This is a genomic window from Rhizobacter sp. (assembly GCA_019635355.1).
In the GTDB taxonomy this organism is placed as follows: domain Bacteria; phylum Pseudomonadota; class Gammaproteobacteria; order Burkholderiales; family Burkholderiaceae_C; genus Rhizobacter.
In genome coordinates, this window is sequence record JAHBZQ010000001.1 from 4,144,610 (window position 1) to 4,162,472 (window position 17,863).

Sequence of the window (17,863 nt, forward strand, 5' to 3'; positions counted from 1 at the left end):
CGATGGTAAGACAGCCCCTGCGGCCGTCTCGGGGTGTTTGCCCCGAGACGGCTTCGCCGTGGGCTTAGAACCAGACTTCGGCTTGCAGGCCGAAGCTCGTGCCGCTGGTCTTGCCATTGCCCAGTCCGGTGAGGCCGTCAGGGCCAGCCGCAGCGTTGGCGGCCTGGTTCCACTTGGCCGTCGTCACGTACAGGCGCAGCTCGGGCCGCTTGAAGAACTCGGGCCCGGTGGCGATGGCGGGCGCGAAGGTGAACTTGGTCAGCTTCTGCGTCTCGCCGCTCGCGGGTTTCTTCTGCATGTGGCCCACTTCGGCCAGCAGCTTCAGGTTCTTCGTCAACGCATACGACACCCGCCCGCCGAGCGAGACCTCGGTGAAGCGCGGCGTGCCGGCCACGGTGTTCTCGTCCTGCCGGCCCACGAGCGCCACCGCCTGCCCGCCGAAGTTGCCCGACTGCCAGGTCACGCTTTCCACGAGGCGCACCTTCTTCGCACCCGAGGGCGCGGTGAGGTCGCCGAAGTTCGCATCCAGCCCGGCCGAGCCTTGCGCGTACTGCAGCCAGAGCGTGTTGCCGCCGCCGATGGAAGCGATGTCCTGCGTGTGCTGCAGGCTCACACCGAAGCCGCTCGTGCCCTTGTCGCCCGAGCCGTTGTCGTCGAAGCGGCCCTGCGTGGCGGTGCCCGTCACGCGCAGCGCGCCGCCGGCGTTGAGCGGGATCTCGCTCAGGTCGACGTTGAAGCGCACGCCCGGGTTGTTGGGCGTGGCGCTGTCGGAGTCGGTGGTGAAGAGCGCGAGGCCGAGCTTGCCCGCGCCGCCCAATGCGATCTGGTCGGCGCCGCCGCCCACGCCGTCCATCTTCACGAAGAAGGTGTCGAGGATGTGCACGTCCTTGCGGCCGTAGAAGCGCTTGCCGATCCAGAAGTTGGTGCCGGGCGCGAAGTCGAAGCCCTTGCCTTCGACGTACATCTGGTTGATCGAGGTCTTGGAGTCGCCGGTGTCGGTGCCAGGGTTGTACTGGCTGAACATCACCAGTCCCTTCCAGTCGACGCCTTCGGTCTTGCCGGTCTGCGAGAGCGCGAATTCGCCGTAGAAGTCGCATTCGTTGCCCAGGCGGTAGTGGCCGCCCGAGATGCCGAGGTCGTAGCAGGCGCGCGAGGCGTTCTTCGAGGTGAGGCCGGGGCCGCCGCGGAAGTAGCCGCCGAAATCGACGGCATGGGCCGAGCCGGCCGCGAGCGCGGCGGCGAGCGCCAGGGTGGTCGGCGCCAGGGAGCGAAGGGTGGTCATGGGAGCTGTCTCCAGGGGTGGTGGTTGTTCAGGGAAAAGAGCGAAGCCATCGGATGGGCTGGCGGGCCCTGGCTTCGGCGCGCATTGTTTTCAGAAACATTAATAATATTAATTCGGTGTTAACCATGAGTTGCCTGAAACGCACAGCACTTCTCCCCAGGAGAGGCGTGTGCATAGGCAGAAACCAAGGGTAAGCCCGAGGTTCAAGGGATTAATTTATCGTTAATGTTCGGCCCCGATCGTTCATCGAGTGCTGCAGCCCCGACCCGATCTCCACCTCACACAACACACGACGGAGACATGCGAATGACCTTCCACCGCTTCCCTGCCCGTGCGCTGCACATTGCTGCCGCGACGACCCTCTTCTGTGCTTTCTTCGCCGCACAAGCCGGCGAGGTCGAGGTGCTGCACTACTGGACCTCCGGCGGCGAAGCCAAGGCCGCCTCGGCCCTGAAGGCCACGCTGCAGGGCAAGGGCCACAGCTGGAAGGACTTCGCGGTCGCCGGCGGCGGCGGTGACTCGGCGATGACGGTGCTCAAGTCGCGCGTGGTCTCGGGCAATGCCCCGGCTGCGGCGCAGATCAAGGGCCCGTCGATCCAGGAGTGGGGCAACGAAGGCGTGCTCGCCAACCTCGATGACGTGGCCAAGGCCAACAACTGGGACGCGCTGCTGCCCAAGGTCGTCTCCGACGTGATGAAGCACAAGGGCCACTACGTTGCCGTGCCGGTCAACGTACACCGCGTCAACTGGCTCTGGGCCAACCCCGAGGCGCTGAAGAAGGCCAACGCCAAGATGCCGACCAACTGGGACGAGTTCTTCGTCACCGCCGAGGCGCTCAAGAAAGCCGGCCTCATCGCCGTGGCCCACGGCGGCCAGAACTGGCAGGACTTCACCACCTTCGAGTCGGTCGCGCTCGGCGTGGGCGGTGCCGACTTCTACCGCAAGGCCCTGGTGCAGCTCGACCCCGCCACGATCAAGGGCCCGACCATGCTGAAGGTGCTCACCACCTTCAAGCGCGTGAAGGGCTACACCGACAAGAACGCGCCCGGCCGGGACTGGAACCTCGCCACCGCGATGGTCATCCGCGGCGAGGCCGGCATGCAGCTGATGGGCGACTGGGCCAAGGGCGAGTTCATCGCCGCCGGCAAGGCGCCGGGCAAGGACTTCCTCTGCGCCGCCGCCCCCGGCACCGCCAATGCCTTCACCTTCAACATCGACAGCTTCGCGATGTTCAAGATCAAGAACACCGCCAACCTGCAGGCGCAGAAGGACATGGCCGCGGCCATCATGTCGCCCGAGTTCCAGGAGACCTTCAACCTGAACAAGGGCTCGATCCCGGCGCGGCTGAACATGGACATGAGCAAGTTCGACGACTGCGCCAAGCTGTCGAGCAAGGACTTCGTGGCCACCGCCAAGGGCAACACGCTGGTGCCGTCGATCGCGCACGGCATGGCCGTGTCGTCGGCCGCCGAAGGCGCGATCAAGGACGTGGTCTCGCAGTTCTGGAACACCGATGCCATGACGCCTGAGCAGGCCGCCGACCGACTGGTGGCTGCGGCCAAGACCCGTTAAGTCTCAGCGAGAAGAGGAGCAAGTCAGAAGCTTGTTTCTTGGGCGGGCTGCGTTACCGCGCAGCCCGCGTTTTTATCCTCCAACCCGTTCGTTCATGAGCCCCGGTTTTGCCACTCGCCTCGCGCGCTGGATGCCCAAGCTGGCGGTCGCGCCCGGCTTCGCGCTGTCGTTCGCGTTCATCTACGGCCTGATCGCGTGGAACGGCGTGCTGTCGTTCTCGGCCTCGCGCCTGCTGCCCAACTACGAGTGGGTGGGCCTCGCGCAATACGTGGCCCTCTTCGAGAGCGAGCGCTGGATCGTCGCGCTCACCAACCTCGGCATCTTCAGCGCACTCTTCATCGGCGTGGGCCTGGCGCTCGGGCTCTTCCTCGCCGTCCTGCTCGACCAGAAGATCCGCGCCGAAGGGGCGCTGCGCACCATCTACCTCTATCCGATGGCGCTGAGCTTCATCGTCACCGGCACCGCCTGGAAGTGGATCCTGAACCCCGGCCTCGGCCTCGAGCACTTGGTGCGCAGCTGGGGCTTCGAGGGCTTCAGCTTCGACTGGCTCGTGAACCCGGACATGGCGATCTACACCGTCGTGATCGCCGGCGTGTGGCAGAGCGCGGGCTTCGTGATGGCGCTCTTCCTCGCCGGCCTGCGCGGCATCGACGACGCCATCCTCAAGGCGGCGCAGATCGACGGCGCCACGCTGCCGCGCATCTACTGGCGCATCGTGATCCCGAGCCTGCGGCCCGTCTTCTTCAGCACGCTGCTGGTGCTGGCCCACATCTCCATCAAGAGCTTCGACCTCGTGATGGCGCTCACCGCCGGTGGCCCCGGTTTCGCCACCGACATGCCCGCGACCTTCATGTACGCGATGAGCTTCTCGCGCGGCCAGATCGGCCTGGGCGCGGCCTCGGCCACCATCATGCTGTGCACGGTGGCAGCGATCGTGGTGCCGTATCTGTATTCGGAACTGCGGGGAGCGCGGCGATGACATCGACGATGAAGGCGCAAACCGTCCACCGCATCGCCATCTGGTCGGTGCTGCTGCTCTTCGCAGCCTTCTTCCTGCTGCCGCTCTACGTGATGGTGGCCACCTCGCTGAAGGACATGGCCCAGGTGCGCGGCGGCAGCCTGCTCGACCTGCCCCAGGGTCTCGACTTCGGGGCCTGGCGCAAGGCCTGGTCCGAAGCCTGCACCGGCACCGACTGTGGCGGCCTGAAGCCCTTCTTCTTCAACTCCATCCTGATGGTGGTGCCGGCGGTGCTCATCTCCACCGCGCTCGGCGCTGTCAACGGCTACGTGTTCGCCAAGTGGCGCTTCAAGGGCAGCGAGCTGATGTTCGGGCTGATGCTCTTCGGTGCCTTCATGCCGCTGCAGGTGGTGCTGCTGCCGATGTCGCAGGTGCTCGGCTGGTTCAACCTCGCCGACTCGATCTGGGGCCTGGTGATCGTGCACGTGCTGGTGGGCCTGGCCACCACCACGCTCTTCTTCCGCAACTACTACGTGGCGCTGCCCGACGAGCTCATCCGCGCGGCCATGCTCGATGGGGCTGGCTTCTGGCGCATCTTCTGGCGCATCGTGCTGCCGCTCTCCACGCCCATCCTCGTCGTCACGCTGATCTGGCAGTTCACCGCCATCTGGAACGACTTCCTCTTCGGCGTGGTGTTCTCCGCGGGTGATGCCAAGCCGGTGACGGTGGGCCTCAACAACATGGCCAACACCAGCAGCAGCGTCAAGGAATACAACGTGGACATGGCCGCCGCCATGATCGCCGCGCTGCCGACGCTGGCCATCTACGTGCTGGCCGGCAAGTACTTCGTGCGGGGCCTCACGGCCGGCGCCGTCAAAGGTTGAACGAAAGGATCGGCCGCCGGGCCGCCCCAAGGCCGATCGCTCCCCTCGGGGGGCGGGCGCCGAAGGCGACCTTGGGGCTCTAAAACATATGGGTGCACTCTCCATCCGCCAGGTCCGCAAGAGCTACGGGCCCGTCGACATCCTCAAAGGCATCGACCTCGAGATCGACGAGGGCGAGTTCCTCATCCTCGTCGGCCCCTCGGGCTGTGGCAAGTCGACGCTGCTGTCGATGATCGCGGGCCTCGACACGCCCACCTCGGGCAGCCTGCACATCGGCGAGCGCGACGTGACCAACACGCTGCCGCGCGACCGCGACATCGCGATGGTGTTCCAGAGCTACGCCCTCTACCCCAACATGAACGTGGCGCAGAACATCAGCTTCGCGCTCGAGATGCGCAAGGTCGCCAAGGCCGAGCGCGAAGCCGCCGTCGCGCGCGTCGCCAAGATGCTGCAGATCGAGCACCTGCTCGACCGCAAGCCCGCGCAGCTCTCGGGCGGCCAGCGCCAGCGGGTCGCGATGGGCCGGGCGCTCGCGCGCAACCCCAAGCTCTTCCTCTTCGACGAGCCGCTGTCGAACCTCGACGCCAAGCTGCGCGTGGAGATGCGCGCCGAGATCAAGCTCCTGCACCAGCGCACGCGCACCACCACCGTCTACGTCACGCATGACCAGGTGGAGGCGATGACGCTCGGCGACCGCATCGCGGTGATGAAAGACGGGCTGGTGCAGCAGTTCGGCACGCCCGACGACATCTACAGCCGCCCGGCCACCCGCTTCGTGGCCGAGTTCATCGGCTCCCCGGCGATGAACATGGTGAAGGCCGAAGTGGCGGGCGAGGGCCTGAGCGTGCACGGCCAGGCCATCACGCTCGCCGCCGACCAGCAGCAGGCCCTGCGGGCCGCTTCACCGAAGGGCGGCTGCGTGCTCGGCGTGCGGCCCGAGTGCGTGCGCCTCGCCGACACGGGGCTCGCCGGCCGCCTGACGCTGCTCGAGCCCACCGGCCCCGACACCTACGCCTTTGTCGACACGGCCATCGGACCGCTGGTGTTGCGCACCGGGGGGCGGGTGCCGCAGCGCGTAGGCGATGCCGTCCACGTCGCGTGGGATGCGCAAGACCTGCACGTGTTCGACGACGCCACCGACCGGCGGCTCGGCTGACCCTCTTCAGACCCTCTTCCTCAAGCGGTTTCTTCCTACGAGCGCTTCTCGCCCTCGCCGATGCCGGCGCGGTGGCCGGCGGCCCACACTGCGGCGCAGTCGATCGGCGCACGGTGCGCCGACCCCGCCACCGATGGAGGACGCATGCCCGCCATACGCGAGGACGATGCCCAAGGCTTCCTTCGCCTGCTGCACGAGGCCCAGGGGCACGGCGTCATGTTTGCCGATGCCGAAGGCTTCATCACGAGCTGGAGCGAGGGAGCCACACACATCACCGCGCTGCAACCCGACGACGTGGTCGGCCGCCCGTTCAGCAGCCTCTTCACCCCGGAAGACCGCGACGGCGGCATCCCCGAGCACGAGCTGAACGCGGCCCGCGCGATGGGCTGCTCGCAAGACGAGCGCTGGCACCCACGCCGCGACGGCTCGCGCTTCTGGGCCAGCGGCCTGACCTACGCACGGCACGACGACGCAGGCCGCCTCATCGGCTTCATCAAGATCTTCCGTGACGCGACCCACCTGCGCACGCGCATGAAGTACCTCGAAAACGTGCTCGAAGAGCGCAACGCCGAGCAGGCCGAGCGCAACACCTTCATCGCCGCAGTGGCCCACGAGCTGCGCGGCCCGCTGGCGCCCATCCGCAACGTGCTGGAGATCCTCCAGTCATCGGCTGACCTCGCGCGCCACGATGGGCTGCTGAAGATCCTGGATCGCCAGGTCGACTTCCTCACCCGCCTGGTCGAAGACCTCGTCGACCTCACCCGCGCACGCGTGGGCAAGCTCAGCGTGCAATACCGGCCGGTGGTGCTGCAGTCGCTGATCCACGAGGTGGTGGCCGATGCGCAACCCAAGGCCGAGGCCGCGGGCGTGTCGCTCACCGCGGTGCTGCCCGAGCAGCCGCTGGAGGTCGAGGTCGATGCCGGCCGCATGCAGCAGGTGTTCGGCAACCTGGTGGCCAACGCGATCAAGTTCACGTCGGCCGGCGGCCGGGTGTGGGTCACGGCCAGCGCCGACCAGACGCACTTCGTCGCGACGGTGAAAGACACCGGGCGCGGCATCCCGAAGAGCCTGCTGCCCACCATCTTCGACGTCTTCACGCAGGCCGATGGCGCGAGTTCGGCGCGTGGTGCGGGCCTTGGCATCGGCCTGTCGGTGGTGAAGGAGATCGTCAACCTGCACCGCGGCACGGTGGAGGTGCGCAGCGAAGGCGAGGGCAAGGGGGCCGAGTTCTCGCTGCGCATTCCCCTCACCGAGGGCGCGACCTCGGCCGTGGCCGAGGCGGGGGCCGGGCTCCTGCGCTGATGTGGGCGAGGCGGCTGCGCGGCTGCGGCCCGGTCAGCCCTTGAGCGCGGCCTCGATGGCGGCGATGTCGATCTTCTTCATCGTCATCATCGCGTCGAAGGCCCGCTTGGCGGCCTTCGGGTCGGGGTGGGCGATGGCCTCCATCAGCACGCGCGGCGTGATCTGCCACGACAGGCCCCATTTGTCCTTGCACCAGCCGCAGGCGCTTTCTTCTCCGCCGTGGTCGACGATGGCGTGCCACAGGCGGTCGGTCTCGGCCTGGTCTTCGGTGCTCACCTGGAACGAGAAGGCCTCGGTGTGCTTGAAGGCCGGGCCGCCGTTGAGGCCCAGGCAGGGGATGCCCATCACGGTGAACTCGACCGTGAGCTCGTCGCCCTGCTTGCCATCGGGGAAGTCACCCGGGGCGCGGTGCACCGCGCCCACGCTGCTGTTCGGGAAGGTCCTGGCGTAGAACTGCGCGGCCTCCAGGGCGTTGCGGTCGTACCAGAGGCAGATCGTGTTCTTGCTGGGCATGCTCGTCTCCTTCGCGATGTGGGTGAGGCGGTGAAACGCAGGGTCAGGGCGCGGCCTTCTTCAGCATCGCCCCCATCTGCTGGTGGATCAGGTTGATCGCCTTGAGCGGGCGGATCATCACCTTGAACTCGACGATGCGGCCTTCGTCGTCCCACTGGAGCATGTCGACGCCGTTCACGGCAATGCCGTCGATCTCGACCTGGAACTCCAGCACGGCATCGCGCGGGCCGGCGATCTCGCGCACGTAGCGGAAGGTCTCGTTGAAGAAGACCTGGAACGCCGCCGCGAGGTACTGCGTGGTGATCGCCTTGCCGACCTGCGGGGTGTGCACCACCGGCGAGTGGAAGACCACGCCGTCGGCGAGCAGGGCGTCGAGCCCCTTCACGTTGCGGGTCGAGACCAGGTCGTGCCAGGTGGCGAGGGTGGCGATCGTCATGGGGGTGTCCTCTGTGGCCCTGCGGGTGCAGGGGTTGCGGCCACTATAGGCCCGCGGTTCATGCCAAGTCTCAGGCCACCTTCTGCAGCCAGCGGCCCAGCATCGCGGCGAGCTTCTCGATGGTGCACGGCTTGGTGAGGTAGTCGTCCATGCCGGCCTGACGGCATTGCTCGGCGTTGCTCGCGAGCACGTTGGCGGTGAGCGCGACGATGGGCACGCGGGGCCGGCCGCCCGCGTCTTCTTCGGCGCGCCAGGCGGCCGAGGCGGCGTAGCCCGACATGCCGGGCAGCATGCAGTCCATCAGCACCAGGTCGTAGTGGCCGTCGCGCAGCCGCTGCAGGGCCTCCTTGCCGTCGATGGCGATGTCGCACGAGCAGCCCAGGCGCGCGAGCTGGGCCTCGGCGATCATGGCGTTCACTGGGTCGTCCTCGACGACGAGGATGTGGCAGCCCTCGTGTTCGACCCCCTGCGTCTCGGCCAGCGGCGTGGCGCCGCTGTTGGCGAAGCGCTCGTGCACCTGCTGGCCGATCGGCTGGGGGTGCACCGCGCCTTCGGCCGCCACCTTCAGCGGCAGCTCGAACCAGAAGGTGCTGCCCTGGCCCGGCGTGCTGAGGTAGTCGAGGGTGCCGCCCATCAGGTGCACGAGCCGCTGCGAGATCGCGAGCCCGAGCCCGGTGCCGCCGAACTTGCGGGCCACCGAGCCGTCGACCTGGGTGAAGGGCTGGAAGAGGGTCGCGCGCGCGGTGGGGTCGATGCCGCTGCCGGAGTCCTCGACCTGGAAGCGCACCGCGACGCGGTCAGCGCCAATCCGCCCGTGCTGGCTGACCGACAGCCGCACGTGGCCGCGGTCGGTGAACTTGATCGCGTTGCTGGTGAGGTTGACGAGCACCTGCCGCACCCGGTTCAGGTCGCCTTCCACCGCGGCGGCCAGGCCGGTGGAGGGCAGGGCTTCGAGCGCCAGGCCCTTCTTGGAGGCGTAGCCCATGAAGAGGTCGCGCACCTCGTTCACCACCTCCGTGGGCGAGAAGGCGCTCGGAAAGACCTGCAATTCGTCGGCCTCGATCTTCGACAGGTCGAGGATGTCGTTGATGATGCCGAGCAGGTTGCGGCCCGACGCCATCAGCGTGCGCGCGAGCTGCGCCTGGTGCGGGCTGAGCGGCGTGCGCGCGAGCAGGTCGGCCGTGCCGAGGATGCCGTGCATCGGGGTGCGGATCTCGTGGCTCATGGTGGCGAGGAACTCGCTCTTGGCCTTGTTGGCGCTCTCGGCCTGCACGCGCAGGCGCTGGTTCTCCACCATGTGCTGCTCGCGCCGCTGCAACGAGTGCGAGAGCGAGCGGAAGATCGCCGCCAGGCACACCGCCACCAGGCCCACCAGCAGGCCGACCACGGTGCTCTGGGTGCGCCACTCGCCGAGGAAGGCGTCGTTGTCGACCACCACCGCGGCCACGACGGGGTGGCCTTCGGCCCAGTCGAAGCTGGCGAGGCTGTGCTGCGGGGCGCGCGGCTCGGCGTCCCACGGGGTGGCCACGGGGTAGTCGGGCGTGCCGGGCAGGGGCAGCCGGTCATTGCCGAGCTGGCGATAGTGGCCATCGGGGCGCAGCCGGTGGCCCAGCAGGCCTTCTTCCGCGGGGGCGCGCACCAGCACCACCCCGTCGTCGCGCAGCAGCGTGACCGTCACCGGGTGACCCTCGCCGGCGGACTGCCCGAAGGCGCGCTGCCCGCGCACCTGGTCGTAAAAGCGCGAGAAGTAGCGGCTGGCCAGGCCCACCAGTACCACGCCGAGGAAGTCGCCCGAGCGGCTTTCGAGGCGGCGCGCGAGGTAGAACGTCCAGTCGCCACGCGAGCGGTTCTGCACCGCTCCCGCAATGAAGGCTTTGCCGTAACCGGCGCTGGCCACCGTGAAGGACTCGCGGTCGCGGATCTGGATGGCCGGCGCCGGGAACTGGCGCGAGTACGTCACGAGCTGCCCCTCGGCATCGAAGATCGAGATCACGTCGAGGACCGACAGACTTTCGGTGCGGGCGCGCAGCCGCTCGTGCGCCGCGCGGCTCCCGAGGGCGGCGTGCAGGTCGGCGGCGTCGCGCGGTGCGGCGGCGGCGATTTCGGTGGCCAGCGAGTCGACCACGTAGCGGGCGGCATCCAGGGCCTGCGCGGCGTGGGCCGAGATGGCCACGGCCCGGTTGTCGGCGTGTTGCTGCGCCGAGGCTTCCGCCGCCTGCCGCAGCCGCCAGATTGACAAGCCGCCCGCCAGCAGCACGCCCGTGACCAGCAGCACGCCGAGCGCGGCCGTGGCGCGGCTCGTGGCGTCGATGCCGCGAAAGACGAGCAGGACGGATCGGCGGGGCATGGGCTTCCTCCTGTCCGCTTCCAGGCGAAGCGAACAGGGAAACGGGGCAAACGGCTCGCCCGGTGTTCTGCCTAGCGGCCCGACACCAGCCGCAGGCCGAGGGCGATGAACACCGTGCCGGCCAGGCGGTCGAGCCATTGCCCGGCGCGCGGCGTGCGGTTGAGCCAGGCGCCCACGCTGCCCGAGAAGTAGCCGAGCAGGCTGAAGAGCAGCGCCGCCTGCAGCGTGAAGACGAGGCCCAGCAGCGCGAGCTGCCCTTCCACCGCCCCTTGTGCAGGCACCACGAACTGCGGCAGGAACGACAGGAAGAAGAGCACCACCTTCGGGTTGATGGCATTGGCGAGCAGCCCCTTGAGGAACAGCCGCGTCAGCGACGTCGACTCGGCCGCCGACGGCCCCACGCGGCCGATGCCGGCGCTGCGCAGCGCGCCGATGCCCAGCCACACGAGGTAGCCGCCGCCGAGCCAGCGCAGCAGCGTGAAGGCGGTGGGCGACGCGGCCACCAGGGCGCTCACGCCCACCACCGCGAGCACGGTGTGGCTCAGGCAGCCGATGGCGCAGCCGAGGCCGAAGGCGATGCCGGGGCGGCGCCCGCGCGACATGCCGATGCTCAGCACCATCAGGTTGTCGGGCCCCGGCGTCGCGGTGAGCAGCACCGCGGCGAGGAGGAACGCGAAGGTCTGGGCGGTGGTGAGCATCGCGCGATCGTAGCGGCGCGGTCGCAACCGCGCCGCACTCAGGCCCGCTTCGACGACGCCAGCGTCACCCCGGCCATCACGAGCACCGTGCCCACGAGCAGCGTGAGCGTGAAGGGCTCGCCGAGCACCCACACGCCCATCGCGATGGTCGACACCGGGCCCACCATGCCCACCTGTGCCGCCAGGGCCGAGCCGATGCGCTCGATGGCCATCATCACCATCAGGATGGGCGCCACGGTGCAGGCCAGCGCGTTGAGCACCGACCACCAGAGCACCGGCTCGGGCACCACCAGCGCCCCGAGCGGCCGCACCGCCACGAAATGCAGCAGGCAGAACACGCAGGCCGCGCTCGACGCGAGCCCGGTGAGCCGCAGCGCCCCCACACGCTGCACGAGCTCGCCGCTGGCGATGAGGTAGATCGAGTAGCACACGGCGCTTGCGAACACGAGCGCCGCGCCGAGCGCGATGTGCTCGCCTTCGGCGCGCCACTCGCGGCCGAAGACGAGGGCCGTGCCGGCATAGCTCACCGCTGCCGCCACCCACTGGCGGCGCGTGACCGGCTTCTTCACCCACAGCACCGACAGCGCCATCACGATGGTCGGGCCGAGGTAGAGGATGAGCCGCTCCAGGCCCGCGCTCACGAACATGAGGCCGTAGAAGTCGAGCATGCTCGACGCGTAGTAGCCCGTGAAGCCCAGGCCCAGCACGGCCAGCCCGTCGCGGCGTGACAGCGATGCCTTGCCGCGCCCGGCCCAGAGCGCCATCGCGAGGAACATCGGCAGCGCGATCAGCATGCGCCAGGCCACCACCGTCACCGCGTCGACCCCATGCTGGTACATCAGCTTGGCGAGGATGGCCTTGCCCGAGAAGCCGATGGCGCCGGCCAGTGCGAGGGCGATGCCCAGGCCGGAAGCCGGCGCGGCGGTGAAGGTGGGAAGGGCGGTGCGGGTGTTCATGGCCGCCCACTGTCGTGTCACAGGATCGTTCTGTAAATTCGTTCCTCAGGAACGTTTCCATACGCCAAACCTATGATCAATTTCCGACTCGTGCGACACCTGTGGCTCTTTCTCGCGGTGGCCGAGGAGCAGAACTTCGGGCGCGCCGCCCGGCGGCTCGGCATGTCGCAGCCGCCGCTCACCGAGCAGATCCAGGTGCTGGAGCAGGCGCTGAAGGTGAAGCTCTTCGAGCGCTCGCGGCGCGGCGCCCAGCTCACGCACGTGGGCCGCGCCATCCTGCCGGCAGTGCGCAAGTTCGCCGACCAGCTGGAGCACCTCGAAGTGGCCGTGCGCGAGGCGGTGAGCGGCCAGTCGGGCACGCTCACCATCGGCGCCATCTCGTCGGCGCTGCTCGAAGTGGTGCCGCCGCTCCTGGAGCGGCTGCGGGCGCAGCGACCCGACCTCAGCGTCTCGGTGCGCGAGATCGACAGCGCCGAGGCCCTGCCCGCGCTGCACGCCGGTGACATCGACCTCGCATTCGCGCGCCTCCAGCCCGAGCCGCACGACGCCATCGAGACCTTGCCAATGGCGCGTGACCGGCTGTCGGTCGCGCTGCCCAGCTCGCACCCGATGGCGAAGCGGCGGCAGATCAAGCTCGCCTCGCTGTCGGAGGAGGTGTTCGTGATGTTCGAGCGGCGGCTGAGCCCGGTCTACTTCGACAGCATCATCGCGGCCTGCCAGGCGCAGGGCTTTTCGCCGCGCATCCTGCGCGAGGTGCGCAGCGTGACCACGCAGGTGGCCTTCGTGGGCTGCAACCAGGGCATTGCGCTCGTGCCGTCGGACATGCATGCGCTCGCGCCGGCCAACGTCACGCTGCGCCCGCTGGTCGAGCGCATCGACACCGTGGCCACCGCCGCCGCGTGGAACACCACGCGCATGACGCCGGCGCTGCAGGTGGCGGTCGACGTGATCCGGGCCGCGCCGATCAGAGCCGGGAGAGCACGTGCCGCACCGCGTCGTAGCCCACGGGCTTCGTGAGGTGCAAGTCGAAGCCGGCGTCGAGCGAGCGGCGCTGGTCTTCGCGGGCGCCGCGGCCGGTGACGGCGATCAGCAGGGCCGGCGCGTGCCGCGGGTCGCGCCGCAGCGCGGCGGCCACTTCGTAGCCGTTCATGCCGGGCATCTCGATGTCGCAGAAGACGGCCTGCGGCATGAAGTCGGACGCTTCCTTCAGCCCAGCTCGGCCGTTGTAGGCGCGGTGCGTGTCGTGGCCGTGTGCTTCGAGCAGCATCGAGAGTGTCTCGGCCGCATCTCGGTTGTCGTCGATCACCAGCACGCGCAGGCGCTTCTCGGCGCTGGCGCCGGGCCCCTCGCCTTCGGTTCGGGTGTCTTCCGTGGCCACCTTTTCGAGCGCAGGCATGCGCAGGGTGAAACGCGAGCCCTGGTCGGCGCCGGCGCTGTGCGCCTGCACCGAGCCCCCGTGCAGCTCCATCAGCCGGCGCACCAGCGCGAGGCCGATGCCCAGGCCGCCCTGCGCGCGGTCGAGCGTGCGGTTGACCTGCGCGAACATGTCGAACACCTGGGTGAGCATGTTGTCGGGGATGCCCACGCCGTTGTCTTCGACGATCACTTCCACGTGCCCGTCGTCGTGCCGCATGCGCACGTCGATGTGCCCACCGTCGGGGGTGTACTTGGCGGCGTTGTTGACAAGGTTGCTCACCACCTGCGCCAGCCGCGCCGGGTCGCCGTAGACCCACACCGGCTGGTCGGTGAGGCTGACCGCGAGCGTGTGCCGGGCCGCGTCGACCATCGGCTGGCTGCCTTCCAGGCCCACGCGGATCACCTGGCGCACGTCGGTGCGCTCCTTGTGCAGCACCACCTTGCCGGTGGAGATGCGCGAGATCTCGAGCAGCTCGTCGATGAGCTTGACCATCTGCACCATCTGACGGTCCATGATCTCGTAGAGGCGGCGGGTCTGCGCATCGGCGCCCGGTGTCTTCGAGAGGATCTGGATGCCGGTGCGAATGGGCGCCAGCGGGTTGCGCAGCTCGTGCGCCAGCGTGGCGAGGAATTCGTCTTTGCGCTGGTCGGCCTCCACGAGGGCCTGCTCCGCACGCTGTTGCTGCTCGATCTGATCGCGGATGCGGTACTGGTGGCGCCGGTCGCGCAGCGCCGACTGCACCGCGCTGATCATCGAGCGCGTGGAGACCGGCCGGTCGAGCACGGTCACGTTGTCGAGCGAGGCGAGCATGCGGTTGCCGGCCGGCGAGGCGCCGTGCTCGCGCACCAGCACCACCACCGGCAGGTGTGACCACGCCGGCTGCCCGTCGAGCGTGCTCACCAGGGCGGGCATGTCGGGCTGCGAGAGCGCCGCGTCGGTGAACAGCAGGGCGCCCGCGCCGCGCCCGATCTCGGCCATGAGCGCAGGCAGGCCGTCGCACACGCAACAGGCGATGCCCTGTCGCTCGAGCAGGCCTTGCGTGACCTCGCCGTCGCGCCGCGTCACCGGCACGACGAGCACACGTTCGTCGAGTCGGAGGTCGTCAGAGGGCATCGGTCCGGCTCGGCGCCGGCTGCTCGCCGCTGTCCGATTGCACTTCGGTGGGAACACCCGTCAGCACGCCGCGCAGGTGCATCAGCGGCTCGCTCAGGTGCACGCCGTCGGCGTCGAACCACAGGCGCCGGATCGACTCTTCATGGCGTCCGCTGCGCTTCTTCACCACCGAGATCGCTTTTCTCACCGCGCCGTCGTGTTCGTACATGCGCAGCACCACCACCGCGTCGGCGAGGTAGCTCGCGTCGATGGGCGAGCGCATCGGCCCGAGCATGCCGCTCTGCGCCGCCACGAGGAAGGTGACCACGCCGTGGTTGTTGAGGTAGGCCAGCAGCTCGTGCAGCTGCGCGGTGAGGAACTTGTCTTCCGGCAAGGCGTTGAGGTAGCCGTTGAGGCTGTCGATCACCACCACGCGGGCCCCCTCGGCTTCAACGGCGTGCCGCACGCGGTGCGCGAATTCGCCGGGCGAGATCTCGGCGGGGTCGATCTGCCGCACCGAGATCTGCCCGGCTCCCGGGCCTTCGTCCACGGGCATGCCCAGCCCCTCCGCCCGGTCGAAGAGGATGGCCTTGGCTTCCTCGAAGCTGAAGATGGCCGCGTGGTCGCCGCGCTTCGCCGCCGCGTGGGCGTACTGCAAAGCGATGGTCGACTTGCCCGAGCCGGGCGGGCCCACGAGCAGGGTGGTGGTGCCGCGGTCGATGCCACCGCCCAGCAGCGCGTCGAGGCTTGGCAGGCCGCTCGGCACGGTCTCGCGCGGGTAGTTGGAGCCGTGCTCCGCGGCCGACAACCGCGGGAAGACGGTGAGCCCGCCCTGGCCGATGATGAAGTCGTGCACGCCGCTGCGGAAATCGCTGCCGCGGAACTTCACCACCCGCAATTGCCGCAAGGTGCGGCCATAGGCAGGTGTCTGCGAGTCGAGCGAGATCACGCCGTGGGCGATGCTCTGCAGCTGCATGTCGGCGCCTTCGGAGGTGCGGTCGTCGAGCAGCAGCACGCTGCAGTTGTAGGCGCCCAGGAATTGCTTGATGCCGAGGATCTGGCGCCGGTAGCGCAGCGAGCTCTGGGCCAGCAGCCGGAGCTCGGAGAGCGAGTCCAACACCACGCGGCGCGGCTTGAGCTCCTCGACCTTGTCGAGCGCGCGGCGGGTGGTGGCGCTGAGTTCCACCTCGGAGGGGTGGTACATGGTGAGCTCGTTGTCGGCGCCGACCTGCATGTCGTCGGCCAGCAGCTCCAGGATCTCGATGCCGTCGAGCGACCAGCCGTGCGAGCGGGCGTTGGCGATCAGCTCATGGCGTGTTTCCGACAGCGTGATGTAGAGGCAGCGCTCGCCCTGGCGCACGCCTTCGAGCAGGTATTGCAGCGCGAGGGTGGTCTTGCCGGCCCCGGGGTTGCCGTCGATGAGGTAGATGCGGGCGTCGACCAGGCCGCCGTGGAGGATCTGGTCGAGGCCTGCGATGCCGGTGGTGGCGCGCTGGATGGGGGTTTGTGGATGTTCTGGCATGGGCGTGCTCCGCCGGGCCCGCAGCCCGGTCTGCTCTGTGTCACCCCCTGCGGCAAGCGGCGTTCCCGCCCGCCCTCACAGCCTGCCGACGCAGCCCGCCACCCCGCACCGGCAACGCAGGCGGCCCTGGTGGTGCGTCTCGCCGTAGTTCACCGTCAGCTCGTCGCCGGGCGCGATGTCGCGCAGCGCATAGAACTCCACGCGCCCCTGGTTGAGCTTGAGCGTGGCGTTGGGCCGGCAGGAATGGTTGATGAAGCGCAGCGCGTCGGTCGAGCGCGAGGCGTCGATCGCCCGCCGTGCCGACACCGCGATCATCATGATGCGGGCCTGGCCGCGGCTGCGCGCCGCCGCTTCCTGCAGGCTCACCGGCTCGCCGCGCACCTCGCCGATCTTGCGCCGCGCCGGGATGGGCTCGGCGGCAAACACGCCCTGGCCGTCGATCGTGCTCGGGCCCACCGTCAGCTTGAACTTCTGCGGGTCGGCCGGCACGCCGCGCGGGCGCGCTGGGGCGGCGGGTGGCACTTCGGCGGCTTCGGGTGCGAGGACGGTGAGGCGGGGCATGGCGCGATTTTCGTGCGGGGCTGGCTAAGATGAATCTTTCAGGAGAACCCACATGAAATCACGCGCCGCCGTGGCCTTTGCAGCAGGCCAACCCTTGCAAGTCGTCGAGATCGACGTCGCCCCGCCGAAGAAGGGTGAGGTGCTCGTCCGCATCACCCACACCGGCGTGTGCCACACCGATGCGTTCACGCTCTCGGGCGACGACCCCGAGGGCCTCTTCCCCGTGGTGCTGGGCCATGAAGGCGCGGGCATCGTGGTCGAGGTGGGCGAGGGCGTGACGAGCGTGGTGCCCGGCGACCACGTGATCCCGCTCTACACCGCCGAGTGCGGCGAGTGCCTCTTCTGCAAGAGCGGCAAGACCAACCTGTGCGTCTCGGTGCGCGCCACGCAGGGCAAGGGCGTGATGCCCGACGGCACGTCGCGCTTCTCGTATGAGGGCAAGCCGCTCTACCACTACATGGGCTGCTCGACCTTCAGCGAGTACACCGTGGTGGCCGAGGTGTCGCTCGCCAAGGTCAACCCGAAGGCCAACCCCGAGCAGGTGTGCCTGCTGGGCTGCGGCGTGACCACCGGGCTGGGTGCGGTGAAGAACACCGCCAAGGTGCAGCCGGGCGACAGCGTGGCCGTCTTCGGCTTGGGCGGCATCGGCCTGGCGGTGGTGCAGGGCGCGAAGATGGCGAAGGCCGGCCGCATCATCGCGATCGACACCAACCCGTCGAAGTTCGACCTCGCCAAGACCTTCGGCGCCACCGACTGCGTGAACCCGAAAGACTTCGACAAACCCATCCAGCAGGTGATCGTCGAGATGACGGGCTGGGGCGTCGACCATTCCTTCGAGTGCATCGGCAACGTCAACGTGATGCGTGCGGCGCTCGAATGCGCGCACCGCGGCTGGGGCCAGTCGGTCATCATCGGCGTGGCGGGTGCGGGGCAGGAGATCTCCACTCGGCCGTTCCAGCTCGTCACCGGCCGCCGCTGGCTGGGCACCGCCTTCGGTGGCGTGAAGGGCCGCAGCCAGCTGCCCGGCATGGTGGAAGACGCGATGGCCGGCACCATCCAGCTCGCGCCCTTCGTCACCCACACCATGCCGCTCACCGGCATCAACGAAGCCTTCGACCTGATGCACGAGGGCAAGTCGATCCGCTCGGTGGTTCACTACTGAGAGGC

Annotated in this window: 16 protein-coding genes; 7 read left to right on the forward strand and 9 right to left on the reverse strand. The window is 68.9% G+C overall.

Annotation, left to right across the window (positions count from 1 at the left end):
* Window positions 1-64: 64 nt before the first annotated feature.
* Window positions 65-1,282, reverse strand: a complete 1,218-nt coding sequence (locus tag KF892_19240; GenBank protein ID MBX3627158.1) for a carbohydrate porin — start codon at window positions 1,280-1,282, stop codon at window positions 65-67.
* Between the two features lie 306 nt (window positions 1,283-1,588).
* On the opposite strand from KF892_19240, the gene KF892_19245 reads away from it, so the two are divergent.
* The 5 genes from KF892_19245 (at window position 1,589) to KF892_19265 (ending at window position 7,154) form a co-directional block, all read left to right on the forward strand.
* Window positions 1,589-2,854, forward strand: a complete 1,266-nt coding sequence (locus KF892_19245) for a carbohydrate ABC transporter substrate-binding protein (GenBank protein MBX3627159.1) — start codon at window positions 1,589-1,591, stop codon at window positions 2,852-2,854.
* Between the two features lie 94 nt (window positions 2,855-2,948).
* Window positions 2,949-3,833, forward strand: a complete 885-nt coding sequence (locus KF892_19250; protein MBX3627160.1) for a sugar ABC transporter permease — start codon at window positions 2,949-2,951, stop codon at window positions 3,831-3,833.
* 8 nt (window positions 3,834-3,841) lie between these two features.
* On the forward strand, window positions 3,842-4,696 hold the full coding sequence (locus KF892_19255) for a carbohydrate ABC transporter permease (GenBank protein ID MBX3627161.1): 855 nt from the start codon (window positions 3,842-3,844) through the stop codon (window positions 4,694-4,696).
* An 88-nt stretch (window positions 4,697-4,784) separates the two neighbouring features.
* Window positions 4,785-5,852, forward strand: coding sequence for a sn-glycerol-3-phosphate ABC transporter ATP-binding protein UgpC (gene ugpC / locus KF892_19260; GenBank protein ID MBX3627162.1), 1,068 nt, complete (start codon window positions 4,785-4,787; stop codon window positions 5,850-5,852).
* Between the two features lie 144 nt (window positions 5,853-5,996).
* Complete coding sequence (locus KF892_19265; protein ID MBX3627163.1) at window positions 5,997-7,154, forward strand: PAS domain S-box protein; 1,158 nt, start codon at window positions 5,997-5,999, stop codon at window positions 7,152-7,154.
* A 33-nt stretch (window positions 7,155-7,187) separates the two neighbouring features.
* On the opposite strand, the gene KF892_19270 is transcribed toward KF892_19265, so the two are convergent.
* The 5 genes from KF892_19270 to KF892_19290 form a co-directional block, all read right to left on the reverse strand.
* Window positions 7,188-7,667, reverse strand: a complete 480-nt coding sequence (locus tag KF892_19270; GenBank protein ID MBX3627164.1) for a VOC family protein — start codon at window positions 7,665-7,667, stop codon at window positions 7,188-7,190.
* A gap of 43 nt (window positions 7,668-7,710) precedes the next feature.
* Window positions 7,711-8,103, reverse strand: a complete 393-nt coding sequence (locus KF892_19275) for a nuclear transport factor 2 family protein (GenBank protein ID MBX3627165.1) — start codon at window positions 8,101-8,103, stop codon at window positions 7,711-7,713.
* A gap of 70 nt (window positions 8,104-8,173) precedes the next feature.
* Window positions 8,174-10,450, reverse strand: coding sequence for a response regulator (locus KF892_19280; protein ID MBX3627166.1), 2,277 nt, complete (start codon window positions 10,448-10,450; stop codon window positions 8,174-8,176).
* A gap of 71 nt (window positions 10,451-10,521) precedes the next feature.
* Window positions 10,522-11,148: a LysE family translocator gene (locus tag KF892_19285; protein ID MBX3627167.1), complete on the reverse strand. Its 627-nt coding sequence runs from the start codon at window positions 11,146-11,148 to the stop codon at window positions 10,522-10,524.
* A gap of 38 nt (window positions 11,149-11,186) precedes the next feature.
* On the reverse strand, window positions 11,187-12,104 hold the full coding sequence (locus KF892_19290; protein ID MBX3627168.1) for a DMT family transporter: 918 nt from the start codon (window positions 12,102-12,104) through the stop codon (window positions 11,187-11,189).
* A gap of 72 nt (window positions 12,105-12,176) precedes the next feature.
* Between KF892_19290 and KF892_19295 the strand changes: the two genes are divergently transcribed.
* On the forward strand, window positions 12,177-13,121 hold the full coding sequence (locus tag KF892_19295; GenBank protein MBX3627169.1) for a LysR family transcriptional regulator: 945 nt from the start codon (window positions 12,177-12,179) through the stop codon (window positions 13,119-13,121).
* Here KF892_19295 and KF892_19300 read toward each other — a convergent pair.
* The 3 genes from KF892_19300 to KF892_19310 all read right to left on the reverse strand — a co-directional run bounded on the left by KF892_19300 (window position 13,069) and on the right by KF892_19310 (window position 16,696).
* Window positions 13,069-14,634 carry a response regulator gene (locus tag KF892_19300; GenBank protein MBX3627170.1) on the reverse strand — a complete coding sequence of 522 codons (1,566 nt, stop codon included), beginning with the start codon at window positions 14,632-14,634 and terminating at the stop codon, window positions 13,069-13,071. The genes KF892_19295 and KF892_19300 overlap by 53 nt on opposite strands.
* The gene (locus KF892_19305; protein ID MBX3627171.1) at window positions 14,624-16,135 is read right to left on the reverse strand and encodes an AAA family ATPase; all 1,512 of its coding nucleotides are present in this window, start codon (window positions 16,133-16,135) and stop codon (window positions 14,624-14,626) included. Before KF892_19305 ends, KF892_19300 begins: the two co-directional genes overlap by 11 nt.
* A gap of 75 nt (window positions 16,136-16,210) precedes the next feature.
* Window positions 16,211-16,696 (reverse strand): SET domain-containing protein, encoded by a 486-nt coding sequence (locus KF892_19310; protein ID MBX3627172.1) that lies wholly within the window; start codon window positions 16,694-16,696, stop codon window positions 16,211-16,213.
* A 52-nt stretch (window positions 16,697-16,748) separates the two neighbouring features.
* Between KF892_19310 and KF892_19315 the strand changes: the two genes are divergently transcribed.
* Entirely contained in the window at window positions 16,749-17,858 is a 1,110-nt protein-coding gene (locus KF892_19315) for an S-(hydroxymethyl)glutathione dehydrogenase/class III alcohol dehydrogenase (GenBank protein MBX3627173.1), read from the forward strand.
* Window positions 17,859-17,863 lie beyond the last annotated feature (5 nt).

Bases quoted from the DNA above. Each gene is read 5' to 3' on its own strand.
- KF892_19250 (MBX3627160.1), top strand. From the start codon at position 2,949: ATGAGCCCCGGTTTTGCCACTCGCCTCGCGCGCTGGATGCCCAAGCTG.
- KF892_19295 (MBX3627169.1), top strand. From the start codon at position 12,177: ATGATCAATTTCCGACTCGTGCGACACCTGTGGCTCTTTCTCGCGGTG.
- KF892_19265 (MBX3627163.1), top strand. From the start codon at position 5,997: ATGCCCGCCATACGCGAGGACGATGCCCAAGGCTTCCTTCGCCTGCTG.
- ugpC (MBX3627162.1), top strand. From the start codon at position 4,785: ATGGGTGCACTCTCCATCCGCCAGGTCCGCAAGAGCTACGGGCCCGTC.
- KF892_19290 (MBX3627168.1), bottom strand. From the start codon at position 12,104: ATGAACACCCGCACCGCCCTTCCCACCTTCACCGCCGCGCCGGCTTCC.
- KF892_19255 (MBX3627161.1), top strand. From the start codon at position 3,842: ATGAAGGCGCAAACCGTCCACCGCATCGCCATCTGGTCGGTGCTGCTG.
- KF892_19270 (MBX3627164.1), bottom strand. From the start codon at position 7,667: ATGCCCAGCAAGAACACGATCTGCCTCTGGTACGACCGCAACGCCCTG.
- KF892_19245 (MBX3627159.1), top strand. From the start codon at position 1,589: ATGACCTTCCACCGCTTCCCTGCCCGTGCGCTGCACATTGCTGCCGCG.
- KF892_19310 (MBX3627172.1), bottom strand. From the start codon at position 16,696: ATGCCCCGCCTCACCGTCCTCGCACCCGAAGCCGCCGAAGTGCCACCC.
- KF892_19280 (MBX3627166.1), bottom strand. From the start codon at position 10,450: ATGCCCCGCCGATCCGTCCTGCTCGTCTTTCGCGGCATCGACGCCACG.
- KF892_19285 (MBX3627167.1), bottom strand. From the start codon at position 11,148: ATGCTCACCACCGCCCAGACCTTCGCGTTCCTCCTCGCCGCGGTGCTG.
- KF892_19300 (MBX3627170.1), bottom strand. From the start codon at position 14,634: ATGCCCTCTGACGACCTCCGACTCGACGAACGTGTGCTCGTCGTGCCG.
- KF892_19240 (MBX3627158.1), bottom strand. From the start codon at position 1,282: ATGACCACCCTTCGCTCCCTGGCGCCGACCACCCTGGCGCTCGCCGCC.
- KF892_19305 (MBX3627171.1), bottom strand. From the start codon at position 16,135: ATGCCAGAACATCCACAAACCCCCATCCAGCGCGCCACCACCGGCATC.
- KF892_19315 (MBX3627173.1), top strand. From the start codon at position 16,749: ATGAAATCACGCGCCGCCGTGGCCTTTGCAGCAGGCCAACCCTTGCAA.
- KF892_19275 (MBX3627165.1), bottom strand. From the start codon at position 8,103: ATGACGATCGCCACCCTCGCCACCTGGCACGACCTGGTCTCGACCCGC.